Origin of the sequence: Paenibacillus xylanivorans (assembly GCF_001280595.1) — a bacterium.
In the GTDB taxonomy this organism is placed as follows: Bacteria; Bacillota; Bacilli; order Paenibacillales; family Paenibacillaceae; genus Paenibacillus; species Paenibacillus xylanivorans.
In genome coordinates this window covers 207,517-230,451 of sequence record NZ_LITU01000075.1, presented here as the reverse complement: position 1 = coordinate 230,451, position 22,935 = coordinate 207,517, and the positions used below count along the sequence as shown (strand labels likewise).

Below are 22,935 nucleotides of genomic sequence, written 5' to 3'. Positions count from 1 at the left end.
CGAACGAAACCGGAAGGGGTACAGACATGAGCAGCATTCCCAAAATCGTCATCCTCGGCGCGGGCTATGGCGGGATTCTGACAGCCCAGCGGCTGCAGAAGGAATTGAACTATAACGAGGCCGATGTCACACTGGTGAACCGGCATGATTATCATTATATCACCACACATCTACATATGCCGGCAGCCGGTACAGATACTGTTGAACATGCAAGGGTCCCGATATCGAAGCTGATTGACGAGTTCAAGATTGATTTGGTCAAGTCTTCGGTCAAGGAGATCCGGCTGCAGGATCGGAAGATCATTCTGGAGGACGGCACGTTATCCTATGATTATCTGATTATTGGATTGGGTGGGGAACCGGAAACCTTCGGTATTCCGGGCATGCTCGATCATGCGATGACCATTCGCAGCATTAACTCGGTCCGAATGATTCGTGAGCATATCGAATATCAGTTTGCCATGTACAAAAACGATAATAAACGTAACCGCATTCGTTTTGTCGTGGGTGGAGCTGGCTTCAGTGGAGTCGAATTCGTGGCTGAACTAGCGGATCGAATTCCTCAGCTTTGCAAGGAATTCGACGTGAATCCGAAAAATGTGCACATCTATAATGTGGAAGCAGCGCCTTCAGCTCTGCCCGGCTTTGACCCGGAACTGGTTGAGCATGCAATGAACGTGTTGAAGAAAAAAGGCGTTACTTTCAAAATCGGTGTTCCGATCAAGCAATGTCTGCCAGACGGAGTCATTGTGGGTGAAGGAGAAAAACTCGATGCAGCAACGGTTGTATGGACCGGCGGTATTCGCGGCAACGCCTTGCTTGAGCAGGCTGGCCTTGAAGTGATGCGTGGACGGGTGAAAGTCGATGAATTTCTTCGTGCTCCAGGACATGAGCATGTTTATGTCATCGGTGACAATTCACTGGTATTCAACAACGAAGGCCGCCCATATCCACCAACAGCTCAGATCGCGATGCAGCAGGGTGTTAACTGTGCCAAAAACGTTGTCGCAGCCATCCGCAAGAAGCAACCACAACCTTTTGTATTTACAAGTAAAGGTACGGTCGCGTCGCTGGGGAAAGGTGAAGCTATCGCCGTCGTAGGTGGTAAGAAATACAAGGGATGGAAAGCGGCTCAGCTGAAAAAGTTGGTGGATCTCCGGTACTTGTTTATCATCGGTGGTATTCCTTTAGTACTGAAGAAAGGGCGGTTTTTTGGATGAGACATTGCAGTGTTCAGGTCAGAGGGCTACTCACGCGCGAAGAACTGGATCGGTACAACGCCCTGATGCAAGTCGGCGGTTATCTGGAGGAACAGGATCAGTATGATCTGGCTTACATCGTTCAGAAGGAAGTTGATATTCTCATTTTGCCTGCCATCGAGCGGCTTAAGGAGAAAGGACGTGACCGTGACAGAGCTACAGCTGAGTTTCTGGAGTCTCTGAAAGCGGTTGACGAAGAGGATCAGGATTAAGAGATCAAGTTATTCAAAAGAACCCGATTCATCCATTTCGTTTGATCATTTATATTCATAGGAATATGTAAAAGCACCGCTGACCCAATCCTTAATGGAGGTGTCGCGGTGCTTTTTGTGCTTTATTCGATTTACAGCTTGAGCATGTCTTCCAAAGTTCCTTCGTTCAGCAGACTTCCCACATAGAAAGAGCCGAATTCGCCAAAACGGGCACTGACTTCGTCAAAGCGCATCTCGTAAACGAGTTTCTTGAACTGAAGTGCATCATCTGCAAACAACGTAACGCCCCATTCCCAGTCGTCAAAACCAACGGAACCGGTAATGATCTGTTTCACTTTGCCCGCATAGCTGCGACCAATCATGCCGTGGCTGCGCATCATTGTACGACGCTCATCCATGGATAGCATGTACCAGTTGTCGTTCAACTCGCGTTTTTTGTTCATCGGGTAGAAGCAGATGTATTGCCGCTGTGGCAGAACCGGTTTGAGACGGGCGATAATTTCCGGATTCTGCATCGGGTCTTCGCCTTCTTTGCTGAGATAGTTACTCAGCTCAACTACGCTGACGTAAGAATACGATTTGGTCGTGTACTGGGCAAACATCGTTTTGTTGAAGGCATTCTCAACGGCCTTCAGATCTTCCAGCGTTTCACGCAGATGCATCATGACAAGGTCAGCTTTTTGGCCCACAACCGTATACACGACTGTGCTCCCTTGGGACGAATTCTCGACTTCCTTCCATTCTTTCCAGAATTCCTCCAGCTCGTCCAGTGCTACGGCACGTTCCTCATCATCGGCTGCTTTCCAGGCGGCCCAGTTAATCGAGCGAAAATCATGCAGGGCGTACCAGCCCTCCAGAGTTGATGCGGCTTCGTTCATGAATTGTATTCCTCCTGCAATGTATATTTCCAAATCCGGTAAGGGACGGTTGAGTACTTTATCGTCTTCATTGTATCCCAACAGGAAGCAGAAGGGCAAATGAAGAGAAGGTGAATATAGGGAAATTTGTCCAGAAAGTTCGTTGCTTCGCCACATTTTTTGCGGTACACTATCTACTATCCGTAGTAAGAGAAACCCGAGTCAGTGAAAGAAGAGGTGAACGTCACCCGATGCAGTTTATACCTGTGCTGGTATTGATGGTGTTATTTTTCGTTATGATGTTTGGTATCGGTTTCATTCTGAATATGCTGATGAAGACAACCTGGTTTCCTTCCTATCTGTTCATTATTGTCATTCTGCCTGTCGTCGTGTATTCCTTATGGGATCATACGGCATCGCTGATGTCGCATCTGGGTTCTTTCCATATTGTAGACTATATGACGGGCGTAGCTGGACTTGCTGGAGCGGTAATTAGTGGCTGGGCCATTCGCAAACTTCGTCTGGGTGGGTACAAAATGTTCTAATCGGCTAGTCAAATGGTAGCAATCGCTGGACTGCAATTTCTAAAGGTCTTGCCTTTGTCGTAAACGCTTACGAGTGCAAAGGGAAGGCTTTTTGGCGTGCATCAAAAAAGTGTGCACTATTTTACGGACATGTCTCATATATATCTGGATAACATTTCTCCATATGTTTACTTGTTTTCTATGACTGTAGCTTTTATAGTAATCTAGCAACTCTGCGAAAACGTGAATGCTGTCGACCTAGGACGAAACGGAACGAGAACAGGTCCGTTTTTTACCTGTTTTTGAGCATTTGAGGATCCGACATTTATGATAGAATAGATAAACATACTTTTGGGGAGAAGGAGATCAAGCTATGCGCATGAAGAATTTGCACCATTATACTGAACATCATCGTTACTGCGTGTACAGGGAGTTTGGACTTAGTGCCCTGGATGACCGTATGCTTACCGGAGCATATCAGCCAATGGTAGGTGCCTTTGCGGTTGGCTTGTATCGACTGCTGTTTCAGCATCTTCCCGGTGAACAGGTCGGTTATTCCCCGCTTGAACAGCAACGGAGGCTGTTCATGACGCTTGGACTTGAGCCAAGCGAGAAAGGACGCAAATATTTGGTGGAGCAGGCATCCAAGCTGGAAGCCGTGGGATTACTTCAGACTTCACGGCTATATATTCCGGAAAATGATGATTACATTTACGAATACGAGCTGCAGCCTCCGCTCTCCCCGGTAGAATTTTTCCGTACACAGCATTTGACACTACTGCTTCGTGACAAAATCGGCAAGTTCGCCGTACTCTCCCTGCGTTCCGGTTTTTCGGCGATAGAGAGCGGTGACGCGCCTTACCCAGCAGCGAATAAAGAGAATATTTCCGTTCCTTTTTACGATATATTTGAATTGAATACCCATGTCATTGATTATGAACTGGAACAAGCGTTGTCGGAAGTTTCGACTTCGGCCCAGCGCAGCGGGATAAGTGGTGCGGCCGAAGAGAACAGCCTGAATTATGCCGACATTATATTGCGTTTTCCGCGTGAGTCGGTTAATCGCCGTCATGTGGAGCAATTGCGGTTCGATCACGAACAGCTCGGCATTGTGAATTATGTTGTGAACAAGTTCAATCTCAGCGTACAGGATGTATGTCGTTTGTTGGATGAAGATGATATCTTTAACCCACAGGGGCAGCTGGTGCTGGATGATCTTCAACACAAGGCAAGCCTGCAGTTCAGACAGACCAAGAAGCGACATGAGCAGCAGACAGTACAGGCAGCGAAGGTTGTTGCCCTCAGACAGCATATGGAGGAGCCTGAGCATAAAGAGGATTCCGGTGAACCGCCTGTCGAACATGTAGTACAGATGGAATACTACGTCGAAGTGCCACCGCAATTTTCGACCAAGTGTGATATTCATCAATACAATATGATGCTGCGTAATGAGCCCTACACACGATTGCTTCAGACGTTCTTCCCTGGTGCCGTACCGGACAACCTGGTGGACATTTTTGAGAAGATCGACCTCAGCTACAAGTTGCCTGGTGAAGTGATCAATGTGCTGATTCATTATTTGATGGCATTGCTTGTATCCGGTGGTGAGCAAAGAATTAACCGTAACTTTGTTGAGGCCATTGCCTCCAACATGCTGCTCAAGCAGGTGAATTCCTATGAGAAGGCGGTACAATACATTCGTGACCAAGCCAAGGTCAAAGGCAAACAGGCTGCTGGTGCAGCTGGAACCCGTTCCCGTACATACGGCAAAGGAACCAAAGCCAAACCCGAAATTCCGATTGTACAAGACATAGGCGCCGACGGCGATGCCGTATCCGAAGAAGAGTTTGAAGAGATGATGAGGTTTGCCCAGCAGATGCAGGCAAGCAAGCAAAAGGGAACTTCATAATTTTCATAATATAGACCTCAAAGGCGAGTCCCTAAATCAAAGGAGACTCGCTTTTTTGCTAGATGATTATTTTACATCATTCAATAATGCTTAAATGAGTTTTATTCTCTCAAGGAAAAAGGGGGATTCCCGATGGCAAAATGGGATAATATGCTGTCCATGCTTTGGATGTTGCGATCCGGAAGAAAGCTTACCGCAGCGCAAATCGCGGACAGTTTGGAGATCAGCGTCCGCACCGTGTATCGATATATCGACGCATTATGCGCCAGCGGCGTGCCGGTCGTTGCGGAATCGGGTCATGATGGCGGCATTCGTATTTTGGAAAGTTTTAAAGAAACGCCATTGTTTTTCAACTCCGTAGAGTTGAAGGCACTTGTGGATGCGTTTAAATTTGCCCAAGGCGCCGGCTATCCGTATGTGCAGGAACTTGAATTTGCATTGAAGAAGGTGGAGAACGGACTGCACGAAGAGCAACGCCATGATCTGTCTCGCCAGCAGAGCAGCTTGGACGTCGTTTCTTCAGCGCGTGCACCTTCTGTTGTTCCGTTGTTGCGAGACTTGGAACAAGCGACGAAAGACGGGGGAACGGTCCGTATGGTCTATCGCAAAGCGAATGCGGAGCAGGCTGACGAACGTGAAGTGGATCCATATGGGCTAGCGTATGACCGAAACGAATGGTACGTTGTCGCGTTCTGCCATCGGTCGCAGGCGATGCGGACGTTTCGCGTCGAACGAATCGAACGGCTGGAGTCAACCGAAGCGAGGTTTGACAAGCCGGAGTCTTTCTCTGCGTCCGCGTTTTTCTGTGAGCAGTCCAACCAGAGACGGGAGGCAGATGGGCCGTTAACGGTTATCCGTATCGAGGGACAGCCTGACACGCTTAATGCGGTTTGCAACCACTGGCATCTACGCCACTATTTGACGGAACGAACCGATCGCGATGCACGGTTTCTGATCGATGCTCCGACGATGAACAAGTACCTCCCGACATATCTCATGACGTTCGGCACGGCCATTCGCATCCGCGAACCACTGGAGTTGAAGCGGCGGATTCAGAAAATGGCATACGGTATCGCCAAACATTATGAAGACGATCCGGATTGAAGTTTGCTGACAACATTTGTCAGCGAACTTGTTATATGATAAAGACACAGCTGCGGCAGCCAAACCATGCGAAGAAAGGAAAGGTGAATTCATTGATGCTTCAACAACCACACCGACTGTATGACTATCATGTTTGGGCAAACGATCGATTGTGTGCACACCTGGAGCAACTCCCGAAGGAGGTATTCCATGCGGAAGTGACGAGCGTGTTCCCATCCGTATCACACACATGTGCACACATGTACTTGTTCGAACAGCTCTACATGCTCGTGCTCGCGGAAGTTCCTAACGAGGAGATTTTCCCGAAAATCTCGGGCTGGACAGAGGAGGCACAGGGCAAAACCGTGAATGAGATGCGTGAGCTGTTTGGCAGCGTTGCCGAACGTTTCCGCGATTTACTGCGGCATACGCCTGACCCGGACAAAAAAATGACGATTGAGCATCCAAAATACGGTAAAATGGAAACACGTTTTTCCGACATTCTACAGCATGTTGTCAACCACGGGACTTATCACCGGGGCAATGTGACCGCGATGTTGAGACAGCAAGGTTATAGCGGTGTGCCAACCGATTATATATTTTATTTGTTGGAACAGCAGAAAGTTCAAGGGTAAATGAATCAGATTAGGCTTAAGAGCGAGTCAACCACAAAACAAAAAGTTGTATCGATAGGGTATGCCATGCTGATCGGAGTTAGCATGGGGGTGGCAGCCAAACTTGTTGATGTTCCGGGAATAAACCCTATATTTGACAGTATCGGTGGACGTCTGGGTGTATGGATATTTGTTGCAGCGCTTATATCGGTTTTTAGCTATTCTCCCAAATTGGCGGCAGTAAAAATACTCGTCTTTTTTGGATCGATGCTGACTGTGTATTATGTTTACACCGTATTATTTCTAAATTTTTTTCCTGAGAGGGCTATGGTTTTTTGGGGGATATGCGCGGTGGTATCTCCGATCTGTGCTTATATTATGTGGTATGCACGTGGGAGTGGGCTGTTATCTAATGTTGTTGCAGCTCTCCCCGTTACATTATTACTGTCAGAAGGGTTTCAATTACGTCACGCTTACTTACCTATTCATACTCATTACTATTTAGTTCCAATCCTTATGATAATATATTTAATCATGATTATTGTGTTGTTGCTGATCATACCGATAAATAAAAAACGATTTTTACCCATTCTATCGATAGCAATTATACTGTCATTTATTATGATCTATTTTAATGTTTTAGGTTGGATATTTGGTGGAATGAACGGTGTATTGTAGGGTTTAATTAAAAGTACCGAACATGAATAACGCCCTTCCGACTTCCTGTAGGGAAGCGAAAGGGCTAGATTAATTTCTTCTATTGTTTTCTCGACGCCAAGAAGTCGGTTAACCTTGTGAATCTTTTATCGCAGAATCGTCGTTGCTTTATTGCCGGCATAATCTTCGATAACGAGCTTCAGGGATCTGGTGCTGGATGCAGGCGTGAATGTCAGTTCGCTCAGCTTCGTTCTGCCCCGAATGATATAAGGGAATTTCTGCGAAACGTAAGTTACTCCGAATTCGCGTGCTACCTCATTTTCATAGACATAGATTTTGTACCAATCCTCCAAATCAGGCAATGCGAGGGTGTACTTTCCATCCTTTACCGTAACCTTTTCCTTGGCATATGGTGTAATCTGAGTATCTGCCAGTTGTCCGGTCGTAGTGACTGGATTCTGTTTGCCAATGGCAATATCCAGGACGTAATGTTCACCATTGGTCGGAAGACCTGTCAGAACGGCAGACTGTTTTCCTTTTTTGATCTGAAGTGTCTTGGTGAAAGGTTCCTTTGTGTACTCAGTTTGGAGTGTAAGCTGGATCGGCTCTTTACCTGGGTTCTTCTTCGGGTTTTTCCAACTGATCATGGCATCGCCATTGTTTTTGAATTTGACATCAATGTCCTGAACAGCTGCATTCAAATCATACGACAGGACGGTTGCTTCACTCTCGGTTCCATCTGCCCCTACAGCCCGAATGGACAGTTTGCCAGCAGGATGTTTGAGTGATTTAATATAAAATGTGGAGTCATACACACCGCCGATATAGGCGCCGTTCTCATACAGATTATATTGCTTAACCATCGAATAGTCCTCGATATCCCATTCGACAACCAACTCATCGGTGTTGGTCAGTGCTTTGGCAATGTGGAATCCGGTTGGCGCATTCGGTTTGGCGGCAGAACCGTCCGAGAACCGAATCTCACCAATGTTCATTTGATAATTTTCAAACGTAGTACCATTAGGGTCAAAGGATAGACCAAAAGCTGCAACGGTCTTCCCTTGGTATGCACTCAGATCCAGTGAAGTGGTTTTCCAGCCTGCCGTGTGCTGGCCTGAATTTGGCACATTCACTTTGACCACCTTAGAAGGTTCATCTTCGAAGATCAGTCCTACATTCAGGGAAGAAGCGTCATTGACAGATGGTTTGTTATAGGTTAGTTCCAGTTTGGATTCTGCATTGATCGACAGATCCGTCTTATACAGACGCAGGAAATTGTCTGCATTCAGCTTTCCGTTCACGACAAGAGAACTGCCACCAGTGAAGGCACCAACGGAATCATACGTGTAGCGAGCGCCTTTTTCATAGGTTGGGCCATAGTCAAAATCAACAGTGAGCTTGTCGCCCTGACTATCCATCCACCACTGCCAGGTGACCGGGATATCCTGAATATTGATATTGGACCATTCGGAATCATTGGAGACCGTTCCGTCTTCATAATATTTCAGTCCGTGTCCTGTATTGAAGTTGGTCACAAAATTGGAGCCATGAATGACGGAGCGTTCGGTGAGATAAGCGGCGATGCCGTCCCACTTTGCACCGGAAGCATACACGTCGGACAGGTCGACGGATGCTGTACGGCGTGCATTGGTTGGGTCCTGATTCGGACCTGACCACCAAGCGCGGTCACGCACAAAGGTCATCCATTGGTACTCATCTTCGGCTCTATGATTTGTACTACCATCGCCCATCTCTTCATCCAGGGCATTATGGGTAAAGTCGGCACCGAGTGTTGCAATACTGTTCATCGGCTGACCGTTTTCGTCCAGATTGTTACGCAGATCGTAGAGCTGCTTCCAGCGGCCAAACTGGTCATGCCCACCTTCGACACCGGCAAATACCGTTTCCAGTGGATCAAGTCCCAGGCTGACGGCATGATCGCGCGAATCACGCAGCATGTCATGGTTCCACACGTAATTCAGGAAGATCGAATCCGAGACTCTGCCTAATGCAGAATCTTGCACAAAAGGACTGTTGAGTCCGTTAAACTGGTTCTGGTATTGAATCTTGCCCGTTGTATTGATAGTGGAGTCATACCACTGAATATATAGTCCTTCGTCTCTTAAATATTTCATGAATTTCTTGTAGGAAGCGATGTCTTCGAGCGCAACGCCTTTAGCAACCTCTTCCTGATTGAAGAAGTATCCGTCGTAATTATAATACTTCGCCATTTCGACGAGCTTTGCAGCGACTGGGAAATTCCCGTTTTCATCCTGCACAAGCATCTGTTTGTAGGTTTGTGGTCCGCGATCATTGTCGGAGAAGAAGATGTTGGCGATGGACCGGACACCATTTTTGTGTGCTGCACTGGTGTAGGCCGGATTCGGAATGTTCAAAATGCCAAACTCAAAGTACTTCTCCGTCCATTCCTTATTGGGGTCATACAATTCCTCGGGTACGCCAGCAGAAGCCATACCATGCCAATAGCTATAATAGTCGGTATACTGCCAATAATTAAAGAGGTACTCGCTGAATTCATTCGTGTAAGGGGTGCTATCAAAGAACGCGTTTCCATAATCGCCACTCATCGTAAACAACTGGGTGTCCGGGCTGAGTTCGGGGTAAGCTTGTGTGGCCGCAAAGGCATCATTACGTGGCTGCAAAGGTACATGAGCACGAAGCAGATCACCATGGATATCACTTTCGGGTGTCCAATTCAGAATCTGGGAAGCGGTGTAGCCATGCTGATAAGGCTGGTTTACTCCTTTGGCGCTGTCACCTGTATAAGGGAGCGTGTCTCCGGCATAAACGGATGAAGTAATGACTTGTCCAAGCAGAGCCGAAGTGAGAACCATTGCGGTTACTTTGGGGATAAGGCCTTTGGGTTTGTGTTTGCGTTTCATGCTGTTCCTCCTTCAAGTCGAATGAATGTAAGGTATTCTTTTACACAAAAATAAACTTATGGTTAACGATAGGGCATGAAAGCATTTTCAAATAGGGCTAAATTAAAGAAAAACAGGTATAAACTAAAGAAAAGTTCCAGGTGACAAGTTAATGTCAGAAGGCAAATGATATACTTTAGACAGGAAAACAGCATCGGGGGGAACGTTCGACTTGATAATTGGTAGCGTTTACAAAAATTTCTTTAAAAACAATATGTTTATGAAGATGCTGTTCATCTTCTCCATGATTTCAATTGTAACGATTATTACCTTGTCCTATATCATCTTTCTGTCGGTGTCCGACGCGACAATTCGCCGAGAGCTGGCGATCCAGAAAGCGGCCATGGAAAGTGTTGACCGATATATTCACCAACAGTATGAATCGGTGCAGAACATGGTGAGGGACATGCATCAGAATGAGGCGCTGTCAGCCAATATCACCTATCTGATGAATCACACGTATGCGGAGTATGTGCAGCATCTGACGAATGGCTATTATGCGAATCAGGATGATTATTCTGCTGACGTATTGAAGCATTTTCAGAACATCATGGATCGCAATTCGGATATCAATCAAGTCATGTTATATAGTGCAGAGCGGCAGGATCTGTCCACCTTCGACCAACATAAGCAATTCAGGAAGCTGGACACCAATGTGGCCCATTCCTATATCCCTGACGTGATGGCGATGGAGACACCGAATATCAGCGCGCCAAACTATTGGATACGCAAAGAAATAAATCAATGGGATCCTGCGCTGTATGCGATTCGTGTGCCCATCAACAATACACAGACCCTTCGAAATTTGGGACAGTTCCTTGTTTTCTTCGACTCTGCGGGCATTGGTAATGCTCTCGACAGTTATGAAAGTAACCTCAAGGGAGAGATTGTAGTGCTGTCAGCCAAGGGCGCGGTATTGTTTGACTCCAATAACAACTATTACGGGAAGAAATATCCTTACCTGAATGTGGCCGATTCCCTGTTTGATCAGACGGATATGGATTCGATGAAAAAGGAACGAAATATGTATGTGAACAAGTTTGTCTCAGCGGATCAGGGATATGTGGTCGTTGGCACGGTTCCTGTGGATGAGATGGCCGAGGCCTATGCGGGTACACGCAATACAATCGTTTCTATTAGCATCATATGTATCCTGTTTGCAGTATTGGTTCCGGCATTTTTCATTATTAATTTTGCCAAACGCACCCGCAGAATCATTCGTTTCACGCAAAGGGTGAAATATGGCAACCTGACAGCACGCATCGATGATACCCGTGATGATGAGCTGGGACAGATCTCGCACAGCTTTAATGATATGCTGGATGAACTTAATCAGTATATTGAACGCGTCTACAAAGCCGAAATCAAACAAAAGGAGACAGAATTGGTTGCACTCCAGGCTCGAATTAATCCCCATTTTCTCTATAACACGCTTGAGGTCATTCGGATGAGGGCAATCTCTCAAGGTGCAAAGGATGTTGGTGAGATGATCTACAGTTTATCCGTGTTATTTAAGAGCCTCGTTCAGCAAAAGAAAAACTATACGCTGAAGGATGAGATGGAAGCATGCCGTTTATATCTGGAGCTGTTCCGGATTCGTTATAAGGACATTTTCATGTATACGATTCAGCTGGACCCCGTGCATAATCAACATCCGGTAGTTAAGCTGTCCCTGCAACCGATTATTGAGAATTATGTTGTACACGGCATTCAGACAGAACGTTCAGATAATCAATTAACGATCGTTGTTGAAGAGCTGGACGATGTGTTGCAGGTTGAGGTCAGAGATAATGGAAAAGGCATTGAACCTGCACGTCTGACTGAAATTCTCGAAGAACTGGAACGTCCGGAAGAATCGGGCCAGATGTTCGGACTGCGAAGCGTGCACACCCGTTTGCGTTTCCTTTATGGACCAGAATTCGGCATCACGATCGAGAGTACACTCGGTGAAGGGACCCTGATTAGGGTGCGTTATCCTCATACAGAAGGGACAGGTATTTAATATGTACAAGGTATTTATTGTGGATGATGAACCGTTCATCATTGAAGGATTGTACGATATTTTGGATTGGTCGTCGTTCGATATGGAAATTGTAAGTCATGCCGGCAATGGACAGGCCGCTTTAAAAGCCCTGTCTGGGCATCCTGTGGACATTCTGATTACGGATATATCCATGCCATTCATGAATGGTCTGGATCTGATTCGGGAAGCAAGACAATTGCAGCCTGACATCAAGGTTATTATTCTTAGTGGTTTCAATGAGTTTGAATATTTGAAAGAAGGCATGCAACTGGGCATCGAAAATTACCTGCTCAAACCGATTAATGTGGAAGAGTTGGAATCGACGCTTCGCAATACGGCTTCGAAGCTGGATCATGCATTGTCTCCTCAAACGGATGATGCTTATGGTGTTCAAATTCTGAAAGACAACATCCTTCACCGATGGCTGACGGGACAGATCGCGGCCATGGAATTCGAGGAACGAGCACAGTTCTTGAATATTTCGCTGGATGCACCAGATGTTGCGGTAGCTGTATTGCGCGCCAAAGGGGAAGCATCCGGCATGTTCGAGCGAGTGGAGGAAATGCTGAAGGATAAGTCCTATGTGAATATATTTCATGACATCGATGGAGACATCGTCATGGTTGCCAATGTGCATGCAGGCGAGGATGACAAAAAGGGGTTTATGGATTGCCTTGAGGCATTATCCGCTGCGCTTTGTGAGACACATCCTGCTGTTCTGATTGGGGCAGGAAGTCTGATGCGCGGACTTCACCATGCTCCTGCAAGTTATCAGGAGGCGAAAAAGGCGCTTCAGTATGTCATGATCTATCCCGACCTTAAAGTGATCGATCATGACATTTTGGACAAGTGCGGAAGCTCTGCTTCTTCCTTCACCATTGATTGGAAGGAGTACGCAAAGCTCATTCTTTCCCGCAATGCAGAGCTGCTTGCTGAGCGAATTCGGGTCGATTTTGAACAGCATCGCGACGGGGTTACTCCGGCTGAGTTGCAGAACATCGCATTGGAAGTAGTCATTCGCTTCAAGATGGAGCTGGAGGGTATCAAACATTCGGACGAATCGGCCATTTACCAACGCGGACTTCGCCTTGTGCTGGATAGTGGTACCTTTGATGAACTGGTGCAGGCGTTGCAACAGGTTGGTACGGAGACCATTCAGTCTCTGCTTCAGGATCTGAAGAATCCAATCGTCAACCAGGTGCTGCAACATATTGACAAACATTACGCAGAAGAGCTTTCCCTGAAACTGCTGGGTGCTCACTATCATCTTCATCCGGTATATTTGGGACAACTGTTCCACAAGGAGACGGGTGAGACTTTTGCCGAATATATCAATAAATACCGGATTGAACGCGCCAAGGAACAGCTGCGCAATTCGAATCTGAAAGTACATGAGATCGCAAGGAATGTCGGGTACTGGGAGACAGGATATTTCTATAAACAGTTTAGGAAATATGTGGGAATTTCACCTACCGATTTTAAGGTTTTTGGATAATTTCCAGTGGAGTATCAATTGGACCATTGGACTGACATGGATGAGACATTCTGAGGACAGAAGGGCATGCAGTGCAGTTGGTGCCAAATGTTACTCAGTATGTCTTTTTTATGTAAGCGATTTATTCAAATAGGTACAAATTAATGAATCGGTACTGATTTCTCTTTAATTTGTACCTCGAAATATTAAGTTTATCTTCTTTTTGAAAATGCTTTCATTCGATAAGGTTAAAGCAGTTAGTTTGTAGAGCTAAAGGGAACACGAAAAGGGAGGATCAAGGAAATGAGTAAACAAAGAAAAAGTTTTTCTCTCGTACTTGCATTGTTGATGGCGGTTACACTTGTTCTTAGCGCCTGTGGAGGAAGCAAGGATGCGTCAGAATCAGGGGGAGCAGGTGAGGATCCTGTCGAGCTGATCTGGTATACCATCGGTACTCCTCAGAAGGATGTTAATAAAGTGATGGAAGAAGTCAGCAAGTACACCAAAGAAAAAATCAATGCCACAGTAACGATGAAGATGGTTGACTGGGGTGACTATCCGCAAAAGATGCAAGTTAACGTGGCATCCGGCGAGCCAATGGACATCCTGTTCACTTCTTCCGGCGGATTCGATTATGTTCAAAATGCCAGAAAGGGCGCATTCATGGAGCTGGATGACTTGCTACCTAAATACGGTCAGGATCTCATTAAAACCATCGATCCTGCATTCCTGAGCGGTTCGAAAGTAGACGGACACAATTACGGAATTCCGGCTAACAAGGAGTTGCCTCAACAAGAGGTATGGCGTTTCAACAAAACGCTGCTTGATAAATACAAAATGGACATCTCCAATATTCGTACGTTAGACAGTCTGGAGCCTCTGCTCAAAACAATCAAGGAAAATGAGCCAAGTGTGACTCCATTTGGAATGGATAAAAACTTCGTTCCTTATGTTCCTTATGACTATGTCATTCAGAATTTGCCAATGGCAATCAAACTGGATACAACGGATTACAAGATTGTGAACATTCTGGATACGCCAGAAATGAAGGCAGCACTCAAAACGATGAGCAAATACTACAAAGCTGGTTATGTATCTGCAGAGGCAGCAACAACAGGCTCCACCAATGACCTGACTACATCAGGCAACTGGTTCCTGGATCGTGCACAAACTCAACCGCTTGCAGACAACCAATGGTCGGCAAGTTACGGATATCCGGTAGTTTCCACACCAGCGAGTGACGCGATCATCACCAACACGTCTGTACAAGGTTCAATCATGGCCATCTCGTCCAACTCCGAATATCCGGAGAAAGCAATGGAGTTCCTGAACCTGTTGAATACAGATCCAGTGCTGCGCAATATGGTCGATTCCGGTATTGAGGGCGTTCACTACAAAAAAGTGGATGATACGCACATGGAAAATCTGGCTGAATCCAAGAACTACGATATGCCTTCTTACTCCCTCGGTAACAACATGTTGTTGTATCTGAACAACAATGACCCGGATAACAAATGGGATGAGTTCAAGAAGTTTAATGCAGAGGGTGTAAATTCCCCAATTCTGAGCTTTAACTTTGACTCAAGTAAGGTGTCGTCGGAACTGACAGCAGTGCAGAATGTCAAAGAGCAATACTGGGCCGCATTGATGACAGGTACGCTGGACCCAGAGAACAATTTGGAGCAAGTGATTGAGAAGTTCAATCAAGCCGGACTTGAAAAAGTGATGGCTGAAGCCCAAACCCAGCTTGATGCCTGGAGAGCGGCAAATAAGTAAGGGTAAATTCAGGGATCGGGCCGCTGCTTGTTGCGCCCGATCCTTTTTCATTCAAGCCTGAAGGAGGATCTCCATATGACCGCATTTTTGAAAAATTTAATTAGAAACCGAGTCATGCTGTTCATGGTGCTGCCAGGCGCCATCTGGTTCTTCTTCTTCTCCTACTTGCCATTGGTGGGCACAGTAGCAGCATTCAAGCAATATCGCTTTAGTCGCGAAGGTTTCTGGGCAAGTCTGATGAAGAGCGAATGGGTAGGTTGGGATAACTTCAAATTCCTGTTCAGCACTAACGATGCTTGGCTCATTACTCGAAATACGCTTTTTTATAACATCGCCATTATTGTTCTGGGGCTGGTATTCGCTGTAGGTTTGGCGATTCTGCTCTCGGAGCTGATCAATAAACGATTGGCCAAGTTGTATCAGACAGGTATGTTCCTGCCCTATTTTCTATCCTGGGTTATTGTCGGTTACTTCGCGTTCAGCTTCCTGAGCATGGACCGGGGTATGTTGAACCAAATTATTGGATGGTTCGGCGTGGAACCCATTCAGTGGTATTCGGAAGCGAAATACTGGCCGTATATCCTGGTGTTCGTAGCTTTATGGAAAACCATTGGGTACAACAGCATCGTCTATCTGGCTTCCATTCTGGGGATTGATCGGTCGCTGTATGAGGCAGCGATGATCGATGGTGCAAACAAATGGCAGCAGATTCGCAATATAACGATTCCATTGCTGTCCCCCATCATCATTATTATGACCCTGTTGGCCGTTGGTCGTATCTTCTATGCTGACTTTGGTCTCTTCTATCAGGTTCCAAGGGATTCAGGTACGTTGTATTCTGTCACGAATGTTATTGATACGTATGTGTATCGTGGCTTGAAAACAAGCGGTGAAATTGGCATGAGTACAGCTGCCGGATTGTATCAATCCGTTGTGGGCTTTGTACTTGTTATCATTTCCAACTATGTTGTACGCAAAATCGATAAAGATAGCAGCCTATTCTAGGATAAGGGAAAGGAGTGAACCACTGTGGCTCAACTCGTAAAAAAACGCGACTTCCATCATGTATCCAACGGCTGGAACGTAATTATGAACATCATAGCCGGACTATTCGCTTTGATTTGTGTATTTCCTTTTGTGTTTGTGGTCATCATTTCGCTTACGGATGAGAAGGTACTGGCCCGTGACGGGTACCGACTCATTCCGGCGGAGTGGAGTCTCGCAGCCTATCAGTTTGTCTGGCAGAGTGGAGACACGCTGCTGCGTGCGTACGGGGTAACTATTTTGGTTACGGTACTGGGTACCATCGTCAGTTTAATTCTAATGTCATTGTACGCTTATGCGATTTCCCGCAAGAGCTTCCGTTATCGGAGATTTTTCGCCATATTTGCCATCCTGACCATGTTGTTCAACGGCGGGATGATTCCAACCTATATGGTTGTATCCCAGCTTCTTGGATTGAAAGATACCTTATGGGCGTTGATCCTGCCACTCGCGATGAATGCCTTCTATATCATGATCCTGCGTACGTTCTATTCAACCAGTGTACCGGATGCAGTCATTGAATCGGCGAAAATTGATGGAGCCGGAGAATTTTATACGTTTTTGAAAATTGTTATTCCATTATCTCTGCCGGGGCTAGCGACGATCGGATTGTTCAGTACGCTCGGCTACTGGAACGATTGGTTCAATGCGCTGTTATATATCGATAATCCGAACCTCGTACCGCTGCAATCCATGCTGATGCGGATCGAGTCCAGCATCCAGTTCATCCAGCAGAACTCGGCGAACAGCTCGATGAGTCTGGCGGCGATGCAATCCATTCCGCAGGATACTTCACGGATGGCCATGGTGGTTCTCGCCACGTTGCCGATTATTTTCGCTTATCCGTTCTTCCAGCGTTACTTTGTACAGGGACTGACGGTCGGAGCCGTTAAAGAGTAACCGAATCACTTCTACAGATGGAGGCATCGAAGGATGATGATATATAAGGATAAGAGCAAATCCGTGGAAGAGCGAGTAGAACATCTGCTGAGCTTAATGACGACGGAAGAAAAGGCGGGTCAACTCATCCAGCCTTTTGGCTGGCAGACATATACGAATAATGAGGGAAACATCACGCTGAATGAATCCTTTAAGCAGCAGGTGGTAAATGGGGGCGTAGGCTCCCTGTATGGTGCGCTTCGTGCAGATCCATGGACGGGTGTTACGCTTGAAAATGGACTGTCTGCCAGAGAAGGAGCAGAAGCCGTAAACCTCATTCAGCGTCATGCTGTAGAGCATTCCAGACTGGGGATTCCCATTCTGATCGGAGAGGAATGCTCACACGGACATATGGCGATTGACGGTACAGTCTATCCGGTTCCCCTGCTCTTGGGCAGTACCTGGAACGTGGATCTGTACCGTGATATGTGCCGGGCTGTTGCTCGTGAGACGCGTGCTCAGGGCGGTGCGGTAACGTATTCCCCGGTACTGGATGTTGTACGTGATCCACGCTGGGGACGTACCGAGGAATGCTTTGGTGAAGACCCATATCTCATTGGTGAACTGGCTGTTGCATCCGTGCAGGGGCTTCAGGGCGAGCGTTTGGACCAAGAGGATGCGGTAGCCGCTACACTGAAACATTTTGTCGGTTATGGCAGCTCGGAAGGTGGCCGTAATGCGGGACCTGTGCACATGGGCTGGCGTGAACTGCTTGAAGTAGATCTATATCCGTTCCGAAAAGCTGTTGAAGCAGGCGCTCAATCCATTATGCCGGCTTATAACGAAATCGACGGTATTCCGTGTACGGTAAATACGGAATTGCTGGAGGATGTTCTGCGTAAAGAATGGGGCTTTGACGGTCTGGTCATTACGGACTGTGGTGCCATCAACATGCTCGCAAGTGGGCATGATGTGGCGGCAGATGGATTGGAAGCATCCGTACAGGCCATTCAGGCAGGTATTGATATGGAAATGTCCGGTGAGATGTTTGGACAATATCTGGTGCAGGCGATCTCGGAAGGCAAGCTTGAAATGCATGTACTGGATCAGGCTGTCCGCCGTGTGCTGGCGCTGAAATTCAAGCTGGGACTATTCGAGCAGCCTTATGTGGATGCTGATCGAGCGGCAGAAGTCATTGGCAGCGCAGAGCATATTCAACTGGCACGCCAATTGGCTGCAGAAGGTGTGGTCTTGCTCAAAAATGAAGCTGCAGCTCTGCCTCTGTCGACGGCAACAGCGGGCCGAATTGCTGTCATTGGTCCTAATGCAGACCAGGCCTACAACCAGTTGGGCGATTATACATCCCCCCAACCGAAATCCAAAGTGGCTACGGTGCTGGATGGCATCCGTAGTAAGCTTGCCGTTAGTAAGAGTGGGCACGCGGGGGAAGGCTCCGGTGGAAATTCGAATGGTGAAGCCGAAGTGCTCTACGCACCGGGTTGCCGCATCAAGGGCGATTCGAGGGAAGGGTTCGAGCACGCGATAGAAACGGCGCGCCAAGCCGATACAGTCATCATGGTCGTTGGGGGCTCAAGTGCCCGTGATTTTGGTGAAGGAACGATCGATCTGAAGACCGGCGCTTCCAATGTGTCGGATAACTCATGGAATGACATGGAGTGCGGGGAGGGCATTGACCGCATGACGCTTGGACTTGCGGGAGTACAACTGGAGCTGATTCAAGAGATCCACAAGCTTGGCAAAACACTTGTCATTGTTTATATCAACGGTCGTCCGATTACCGAGCCTTGGGTAGATGAACATGCCGATGCCATTCTGGAAGCATGGTATCCAGGCCAGGAGGGCGGGCATGCCATTGCGGACATTTTATTTGGCGATGTGAATCCTTCCGGCAAATTGACAATCTCCATTCCGAAGCATGTGGGTCAATTACCGATCTACTACAATGGTAAACGATCACGCGGCAAGCGATATTTGGAAGAGGATTTGGAGCCTCGCTATCCATTCGGATATGGGCTTAGTTATACTACTTTTGATTACAGCGAGCTGAAGCTGAGTACGGAATCGATGACAGCAGACGAGACGGTTACCGTATCCGTGGATGTCACCAATACGGGGGCTTGCAGAGGTGCAGAAGTCATTCAGATGTACGTATCCGATGTGGTCAGCCGAGTGGCTCGTCCAGCCAAGGAGCTGAAGGGGTTTGCTAAAGTGAATTTGGAACCCGGAGAGACGCAGACTGTAACCTTCCATATTGGAGCGGAGCAGCTGCAATATATCGGACGTGATCTCAAGCCTGTCGTTGAGCCTGGACAATTCCATATTCATATCGGAAGCCATGTGAATGATACGCAGTTTACCGAGCTGACGGTAGAGGAGGCGTAAGGAATGGAACGCATCAGACGATTTATTCGCGAGTTATCCGAATGTCAGTGGCTGGAGCAAATGGAGCTGCGCAGTTGGGACATCACCCGCGCTTATTATAAAGTACCAGGACAATACGAGGATCAGAAGGCGTATACAGAAGGCGAGGGATTGGAACGTTTCCCGAGTGATCAGGGAACGACCTATTTCTTCCGTACCCGTCTGGAAATGCCCGCCTCCTGGCTGAAGGCACCTTACGGACTTGTATTTGAATCCGGTGGAGAAGGCTTGCTGCGGGTGAATGGACACTCCTATCAAGGACTGGATCGTAATCATACGTATGTAACACTCGATCCTTCCCGAATAGGGGCACAGCCCGAGCTTGAGATTGAGTTATTCGATCCGGTACCTGAGCCTGTCGATCCATTGAATCAGCAAGCGGTTATTCAGCCGCCGATTACATCGATCCGCAGTTTGTTGGTGCGACCGAATGAACCTGTCCGCAGCCTGATGTACACGGTCACGATTGTGCGTGATTCCGCGGTGCTGCTGCCGGAAAGTGATTTCCGCCGTGTGCGCCTACTGGAAGCGATATATCGAGCGATGGATCAATTTGTTGGCCTGACAGAAGAGGATGTCAAGCAGGGAAATGGCATCCACAGCATCGAAGAAAGATTGATTCATGAAGTGCGTGAGATTGGTGGAAACGCTGAAGGCTTGGAGCATATGGTGGGGCAATCGCACATCGATATTGCCTGGCTGTGGCCTGTACGTGAGACGGTGCGGAAGACCAGTCGTACATTTTCCACGGTGGATGCACTTATGAATGAATATCCCGATTATGTTTATTCACAGAGCCAGCCTTTGCTGTATGCTTTTCTGAAGAAACATGATCCCGAGCTGTATGAACGGGTGAAGAAGCGCATTGCCGAAGGACGCTGGGAACTGGTTGGCGGTATGTGGGTTGAGCCCGATCTGAACATTCCGAGCGGGGAATCTCTGATTCGTCAGATGTTATACGGTCAGCGCTTTTATATGGAGGAGTTCGGCAAAACATCCCAAATTGAATGGCTGCCAGATACATTTGGTTATTGTGCTTCCCTGCCTCAGATTTTGAAGCATGGTAATGTCGAGTACTTTATGACGACCAAACTCGGATGGAATGATACGAACGTATTCCCATATGACCTTTTCCACTGGGTAGGTATTGATGGAACGGCCATCCTGTCTTACCTCAATCATGGTGTCAACGAGCACACGCTGCCGAAGGACATTCATGATCATTGGCAGTCTTACCGCGAGAAGGCGGCGCATCCTGAGCATATGCTTCTGTATGGGCATGGCGACGGCGGTGGTGGCGTAACGCGAGAGATGCTGGAGTATGTGGATCGTTCGGAGTTGATGGTGGGACAGCCGAAGAATGGTTATAGTACGGCCGGAGCCTTTTTTGCCGGAATCGAGAAGGCACAGCCTGATCTTCCAAAATGGCATGGCGACCTGTATTTGGAGCTTCACCGGGGTACCTATACGACTCATGGACGCAATAAGCGCAACAACCGGAAGGCTGAGGTACTTTATCGTGAAGCGGAGCTCTGGAACACCCTTGCGCTATCGAATATGGATGCACAGCAGGAAGCGGAAGTACGCTCTTCCCTGCATGATGGCTGGAAGCTGATCTTGCTGAATCAATTCCATGATATTATCCCTGGTTCGGCCATTACGGAATCCTATGTAACTTCGGATGAGGAGTATGTTCGGGTATTTGAGTTAGGTAGAGCAGGACTGAATCAAGGGGTTGCGGCATTGACGAAGGAGATTAACACGCAGGGGCCAGAGGGTTCTGTTCCTTATGTTGTGTTTAACAGCCTCGGCTGGAATAGAAGTGCAGTTGTTCAGCTTCAGATGTATGATGGATTTGATCGTTACGTCATAGATGAAGAAGGTCAGCGTTTGCGAATGGATAGGGAAGACAGCCAAGTTTCGATTCTGGTGACTGACATTCCAGCGTTTGGGCATAAGACGATTTGGCTCGTACCGGAAAATGCAAGGGAAACGAATGTACGGGAAATGACGAGCATTGCCGGCCAAAAGAGCTTTAACGACACATGGGAAACCGAGTATTACCATGTGCAGTTTAACGATCGTGGCGAGATATCCCGCTTGTGGGACAAGACAGCAGATCGCGAGATTCTGAAGCCGGGTGAACGCGGCAATCAATTTCAATTTTTCCATGACCGTCCGACGCTCTGGGATGCTTGGGATATCGACAGCCGTTATGAGGCCCAGGTTGCTGGAGAAGCGGAGCTTATGGAGAAGAAACTGGTGCTGGCAGGCACGACGAAGGATGTACTTCGCTTCCGCTGGAAAATCCATCAGTCGGAAATCACACAGGACGTTATATTCTATCATGACAATCGACGAATCGATTTCAAGACCCATGTGAGCTGGAATGAAGATCATAAATTGCTCAAAGTGGGCTTCCCGATCGATGTGGTGACTTCCAAAGCAACATATGAAATTCCATTCGGTGCATTGGAGCGTCCGACCCATCGCAACACGAGTTGGGAGCAAGCTCAGTATGAAGTGTGCGGACATCGCTTCGCAGATGTCGCGGAGTACGGATATGGCGTCAGTTTGCTTAATGACTGCAAATACGGATACGACGTACAGGGAAGCACGATTCGCCTCTCCTTGCTGCGTGCACCGAGATGGCCTGACCGGACTGCGGATCTTGGAGAACATAACTTTACCTATTCCCTGTATCCACATGAAGGCGACTGGAGAAGTGCACATACCGTGCGTCAGGCAGCCGAATTGAATCATGAAGTGCCGGTGCAGCAGGTGGCGCAGAACGCAGGCATACGCCCGGCAACTGGAGCATGGATTGAATTTGATAGCAGTCATGTCATTCTGGATACGGTCAAACCGGCTGAGGAAGGACACGGTACAGTGCTTCGTTTCTATGAATCTTCAGGCACACGTGAAAGTATGACACTGCAATGGCCGCATGCATTTGAGCAAGCCTATCACTCCAACGCCTTGGAAGAACAGGGCGAACCGCTGGCCAGCACCAATGGTCAGATTACATTGTCTTTTAAACCTTACGAAATAAAAACCGTGCTACTACGGTAAACCTTTTTTGAAATATTTTGAGCTATGTATGTTCAGCTCTTTATTCACACGTTAACGGAGAGGACAGAAGTAATCTGAAGAAAGCGTAAGCTAAAAGCTTTCTGAAAGAAAGCTACATCGAAAGCATATGCTATGCCTTTATCCCCGGATTTTACCTTTTGGAGAAGG

The 22,935-nt window shown here is 47.4% G+C and carries 16 protein-coding genes; 14 read left to right on the top strand and 2 right to left on the bottom strand.

Annotated features, from left to right (window positions below):
- The first annotated feature begins 26 nt into the window (after positions 1-26).
- A complete protein-coding gene (locus AMS66_RS24300) occupies positions 27-1,220 on the top strand; it encodes an NAD(P)/FAD-dependent oxidoreductase (protein ID WP_053783241.1) in 1,194 nt (397 codons plus the stop codon).
- Positions 1,217-1,471, top strand: coding sequence for a hypothetical protein (locus tag AMS66_RS24295; RefSeq protein ID WP_024632648.1), 255 nt, complete (start codon positions 1,217-1,219; stop codon positions 1,469-1,471). The genes AMS66_RS24300 and AMS66_RS24295 overlap by 4 nt, the downstream gene beginning before the upstream one ends.
- Positions 1,472-1,602: 131 nt before the next feature.
- Here the strand turns inward: AMS66_RS24295 and hemQ are convergent, their stop codons facing one another.
- On the bottom strand, positions 1,603-2,349 hold the full coding sequence (gene hemQ, locus AMS66_RS24290; protein ID WP_053783240.1) for a hydrogen peroxide-dependent heme synthase: 747 nt from the start codon (positions 2,347-2,349) through the stop codon (positions 1,603-1,605).
- A gap of 230 nt (positions 2,350-2,579) precedes the next feature.
- Here hemQ and AMS66_RS24285 point away from each other — a divergent pair, with 230 nt between their 5' ends.
- The 5 genes from AMS66_RS24285 (at position 2,580) to AMS66_RS24265 (ending at position 7,136) form a co-directional block, all read left to right on the top strand.
- Complete coding sequence (locus tag AMS66_RS24285; protein WP_053783239.1) at positions 2,580-2,873, top strand: YuiB family protein; 294 nt, start codon at positions 2,580-2,582, stop codon at positions 2,871-2,873.
- 352 nt (positions 2,874-3,225) lie between these two features.
- Complete coding sequence (locus AMS66_RS24280) at positions 3,226-4,761, top strand: replication initiation and membrane attachment family protein (RefSeq protein WP_053783238.1); 1,536 nt, start codon at positions 3,226-3,228, stop codon at positions 4,759-4,761.
- A gap of 132 nt (positions 4,762-4,893) precedes the next feature.
- The gene (locus AMS66_RS24275) at positions 4,894-5,865 is read left to right on the top strand and encodes a helix-turn-helix transcriptional regulator (RefSeq protein ID WP_053783237.1); all 972 of its coding nucleotides are present in this window, start codon (positions 4,894-4,896) and stop codon (positions 5,863-5,865) included.
- A gap of 35 nt (positions 5,866-5,900) precedes the next feature.
- Complete coding sequence (locus AMS66_RS24270; RefSeq protein WP_236703601.1) at positions 5,901-6,479, top strand: DinB family protein; 579 nt, start codon at positions 5,901-5,903, stop codon at positions 6,477-6,479.
- Positions 6,480-7,136, top strand: coding sequence for a hypothetical protein (locus AMS66_RS24265; protein WP_053783235.1), 657 nt, complete (start codon positions 6,480-6,482; stop codon positions 7,134-7,136).
- A gap of 125 nt (positions 7,137-7,261) precedes the next feature.
- On the opposite strand, the gene AMS66_RS24260 is transcribed toward AMS66_RS24265, so the two are convergent.
- Positions 7,262-10,018: an endo-beta-N-acetylglucosaminidase gene (locus AMS66_RS24260; protein WP_053783234.1), complete on the bottom strand. Its 2,757-nt coding sequence runs from the start codon at positions 10,016-10,018 to the stop codon at positions 7,262-7,264.
- 253 nt (positions 10,019-10,271) lie between these two features.
- On the opposite strand from AMS66_RS24260, the gene AMS66_RS24255 reads away from it, so the two are divergent.
- The 7 genes from AMS66_RS24255 to AMS66_RS24225 all read left to right on the top strand — a co-directional run bounded on the left by AMS66_RS24255 (position 10,272) and on the right by AMS66_RS24225 (position 22,767).
- Entirely contained in the window at positions 10,272-12,059 is a 1,788-nt protein-coding gene (locus AMS66_RS24255; protein WP_407944570.1) for a sensor histidine kinase, read from the top strand.
- Between the two features lies 1 nt (position 12,060).
- Entirely contained in the window at positions 12,061-13,575 is a 1,515-nt protein-coding gene (locus AMS66_RS24250) for a response regulator transcription factor (protein ID WP_053783232.1), read from the top strand.
- Positions 13,576-13,857: 282 nt separating this feature from the next.
- On the top strand, positions 13,858-15,330 hold the full coding sequence (locus AMS66_RS24245) for an ABC transporter substrate-binding protein (protein WP_053783231.1): 1,473 nt from the start codon (positions 13,858-13,860) through the stop codon (positions 15,328-15,330).
- A gap of 75 nt (positions 15,331-15,405) precedes the next feature.
- Positions 15,406-16,335: an ABC transporter permease gene (locus AMS66_RS24240; protein ID WP_053783230.1), complete on the top strand. Its 930-nt coding sequence runs from the start codon at positions 15,406-15,408 to the stop codon at positions 16,333-16,335.
- An 84-nt stretch (positions 16,336-16,419) separates the two neighbouring features.
- Positions 16,420-17,274, top strand: coding sequence for a carbohydrate ABC transporter permease (locus AMS66_RS24235; protein WP_236703612.1), 855 nt, complete (start codon positions 16,420-16,422; stop codon positions 17,272-17,274).
- Between the two features lie 33 nt (positions 17,275-17,307).
- Positions 17,308-19,656 (top strand): glycoside hydrolase family 3 N-terminal domain-containing protein, encoded by a 2,349-nt coding sequence (locus tag AMS66_RS24230; protein WP_181014160.1) that lies wholly within the window; start codon positions 17,308-17,310, stop codon positions 19,654-19,656.
- A gap of 3 nt (positions 19,657-19,659) precedes the next feature.
- The gene (locus tag AMS66_RS24225; protein ID WP_053783228.1) at positions 19,660-22,767 is read left to right on the top strand and encodes an alpha-mannosidase; all 3,108 of its coding nucleotides are present in this window, start codon (positions 19,660-19,662) and stop codon (positions 22,765-22,767) included.
- Positions 22,768-22,935: the final 168 nt, after the last annotated feature.

Coding starts and splice junctions, on each gene's coding strand:
- AMS66_RS24300 (WP_053783241.1), top strand. CDS start 27: ATGAGCAGCATTCCCAAAATCGTCATCCTCGGCGCGGGCTATGGCGGG.
- AMS66_RS24295 (WP_024632648.1), top strand. CDS start 1,217: ATGAGACATTGCAGTGTTCAGGTCAGAGGGCTACTCACGCGCGAAGAA.
- hemQ (WP_053783240.1), bottom strand. CDS start 2,349: ATGAACGAAGCCGCATCAACTCTGGAGGGCTGGTACGCCCTGCATGAT.
- AMS66_RS24285 (WP_053783239.1), top strand. CDS start 2,580: ATGCAGTTTATACCTGTGCTGGTATTGATGGTGTTATTTTTCGTTATG.
- AMS66_RS24280 (WP_053783238.1), top strand. CDS start 3,226: ATGCGCATGAAGAATTTGCACCATTATACTGAACATCATCGTTACTGC.
- AMS66_RS24275 (WP_053783237.1), top strand. CDS start 4,894: ATGGCAAAATGGGATAATATGCTGTCCATGCTTTGGATGTTGCGATCC.
- AMS66_RS24270 (WP_236703601.1), top strand. CDS start 5,901: ATGATAAAGACACAGCTGCGGCAGCCAAACCATGCGAAGAAAGGAAAG.
- AMS66_RS24265 (WP_053783235.1), top strand. CDS start 6,480: ATGAATCAGATTAGGCTTAAGAGCGAGTCAACCACAAAACAAAAAGTT.
- AMS66_RS24260 (WP_053783234.1), bottom strand. CDS start 10,018: ATGAAACGCAAACACAAACCCAAAGGCCTTATCCCCAAAGTAACCGCA.
- AMS66_RS24255 (WP_407944570.1), top strand. CDS start 10,272: ATGTTTATGAAGATGCTGTTCATCTTCTCCATGATTTCAATTGTAACG.
- AMS66_RS24250 (WP_053783232.1), top strand. CDS start 12,061: ATGTACAAGGTATTTATTGTGGATGATGAACCGTTCATCATTGAAGGA.
- AMS66_RS24245 (WP_053783231.1), top strand. CDS start 13,858: ATGAGTAAACAAAGAAAAAGTTTTTCTCTCGTACTTGCATTGTTGATG.
- AMS66_RS24240 (WP_053783230.1), top strand. CDS start 15,406: ATGACCGCATTTTTGAAAAATTTAATTAGAAACCGAGTCATGCTGTTC.
- AMS66_RS24235 (WP_236703612.1), top strand. CDS start 16,420: ATGAACATCATAGCCGGACTATTCGCTTTGATTTGTGTATTTCCTTTT.
- AMS66_RS24230 (WP_181014160.1), top strand. CDS start 17,308: ATGATGATATATAAGGATAAGAGCAAATCCGTGGAAGAGCGAGTAGAA.
- AMS66_RS24225 (WP_053783228.1), top strand. CDS start 19,660: ATGGAACGCATCAGACGATTTATTCGCGAGTTATCCGAATGTCAGTGG.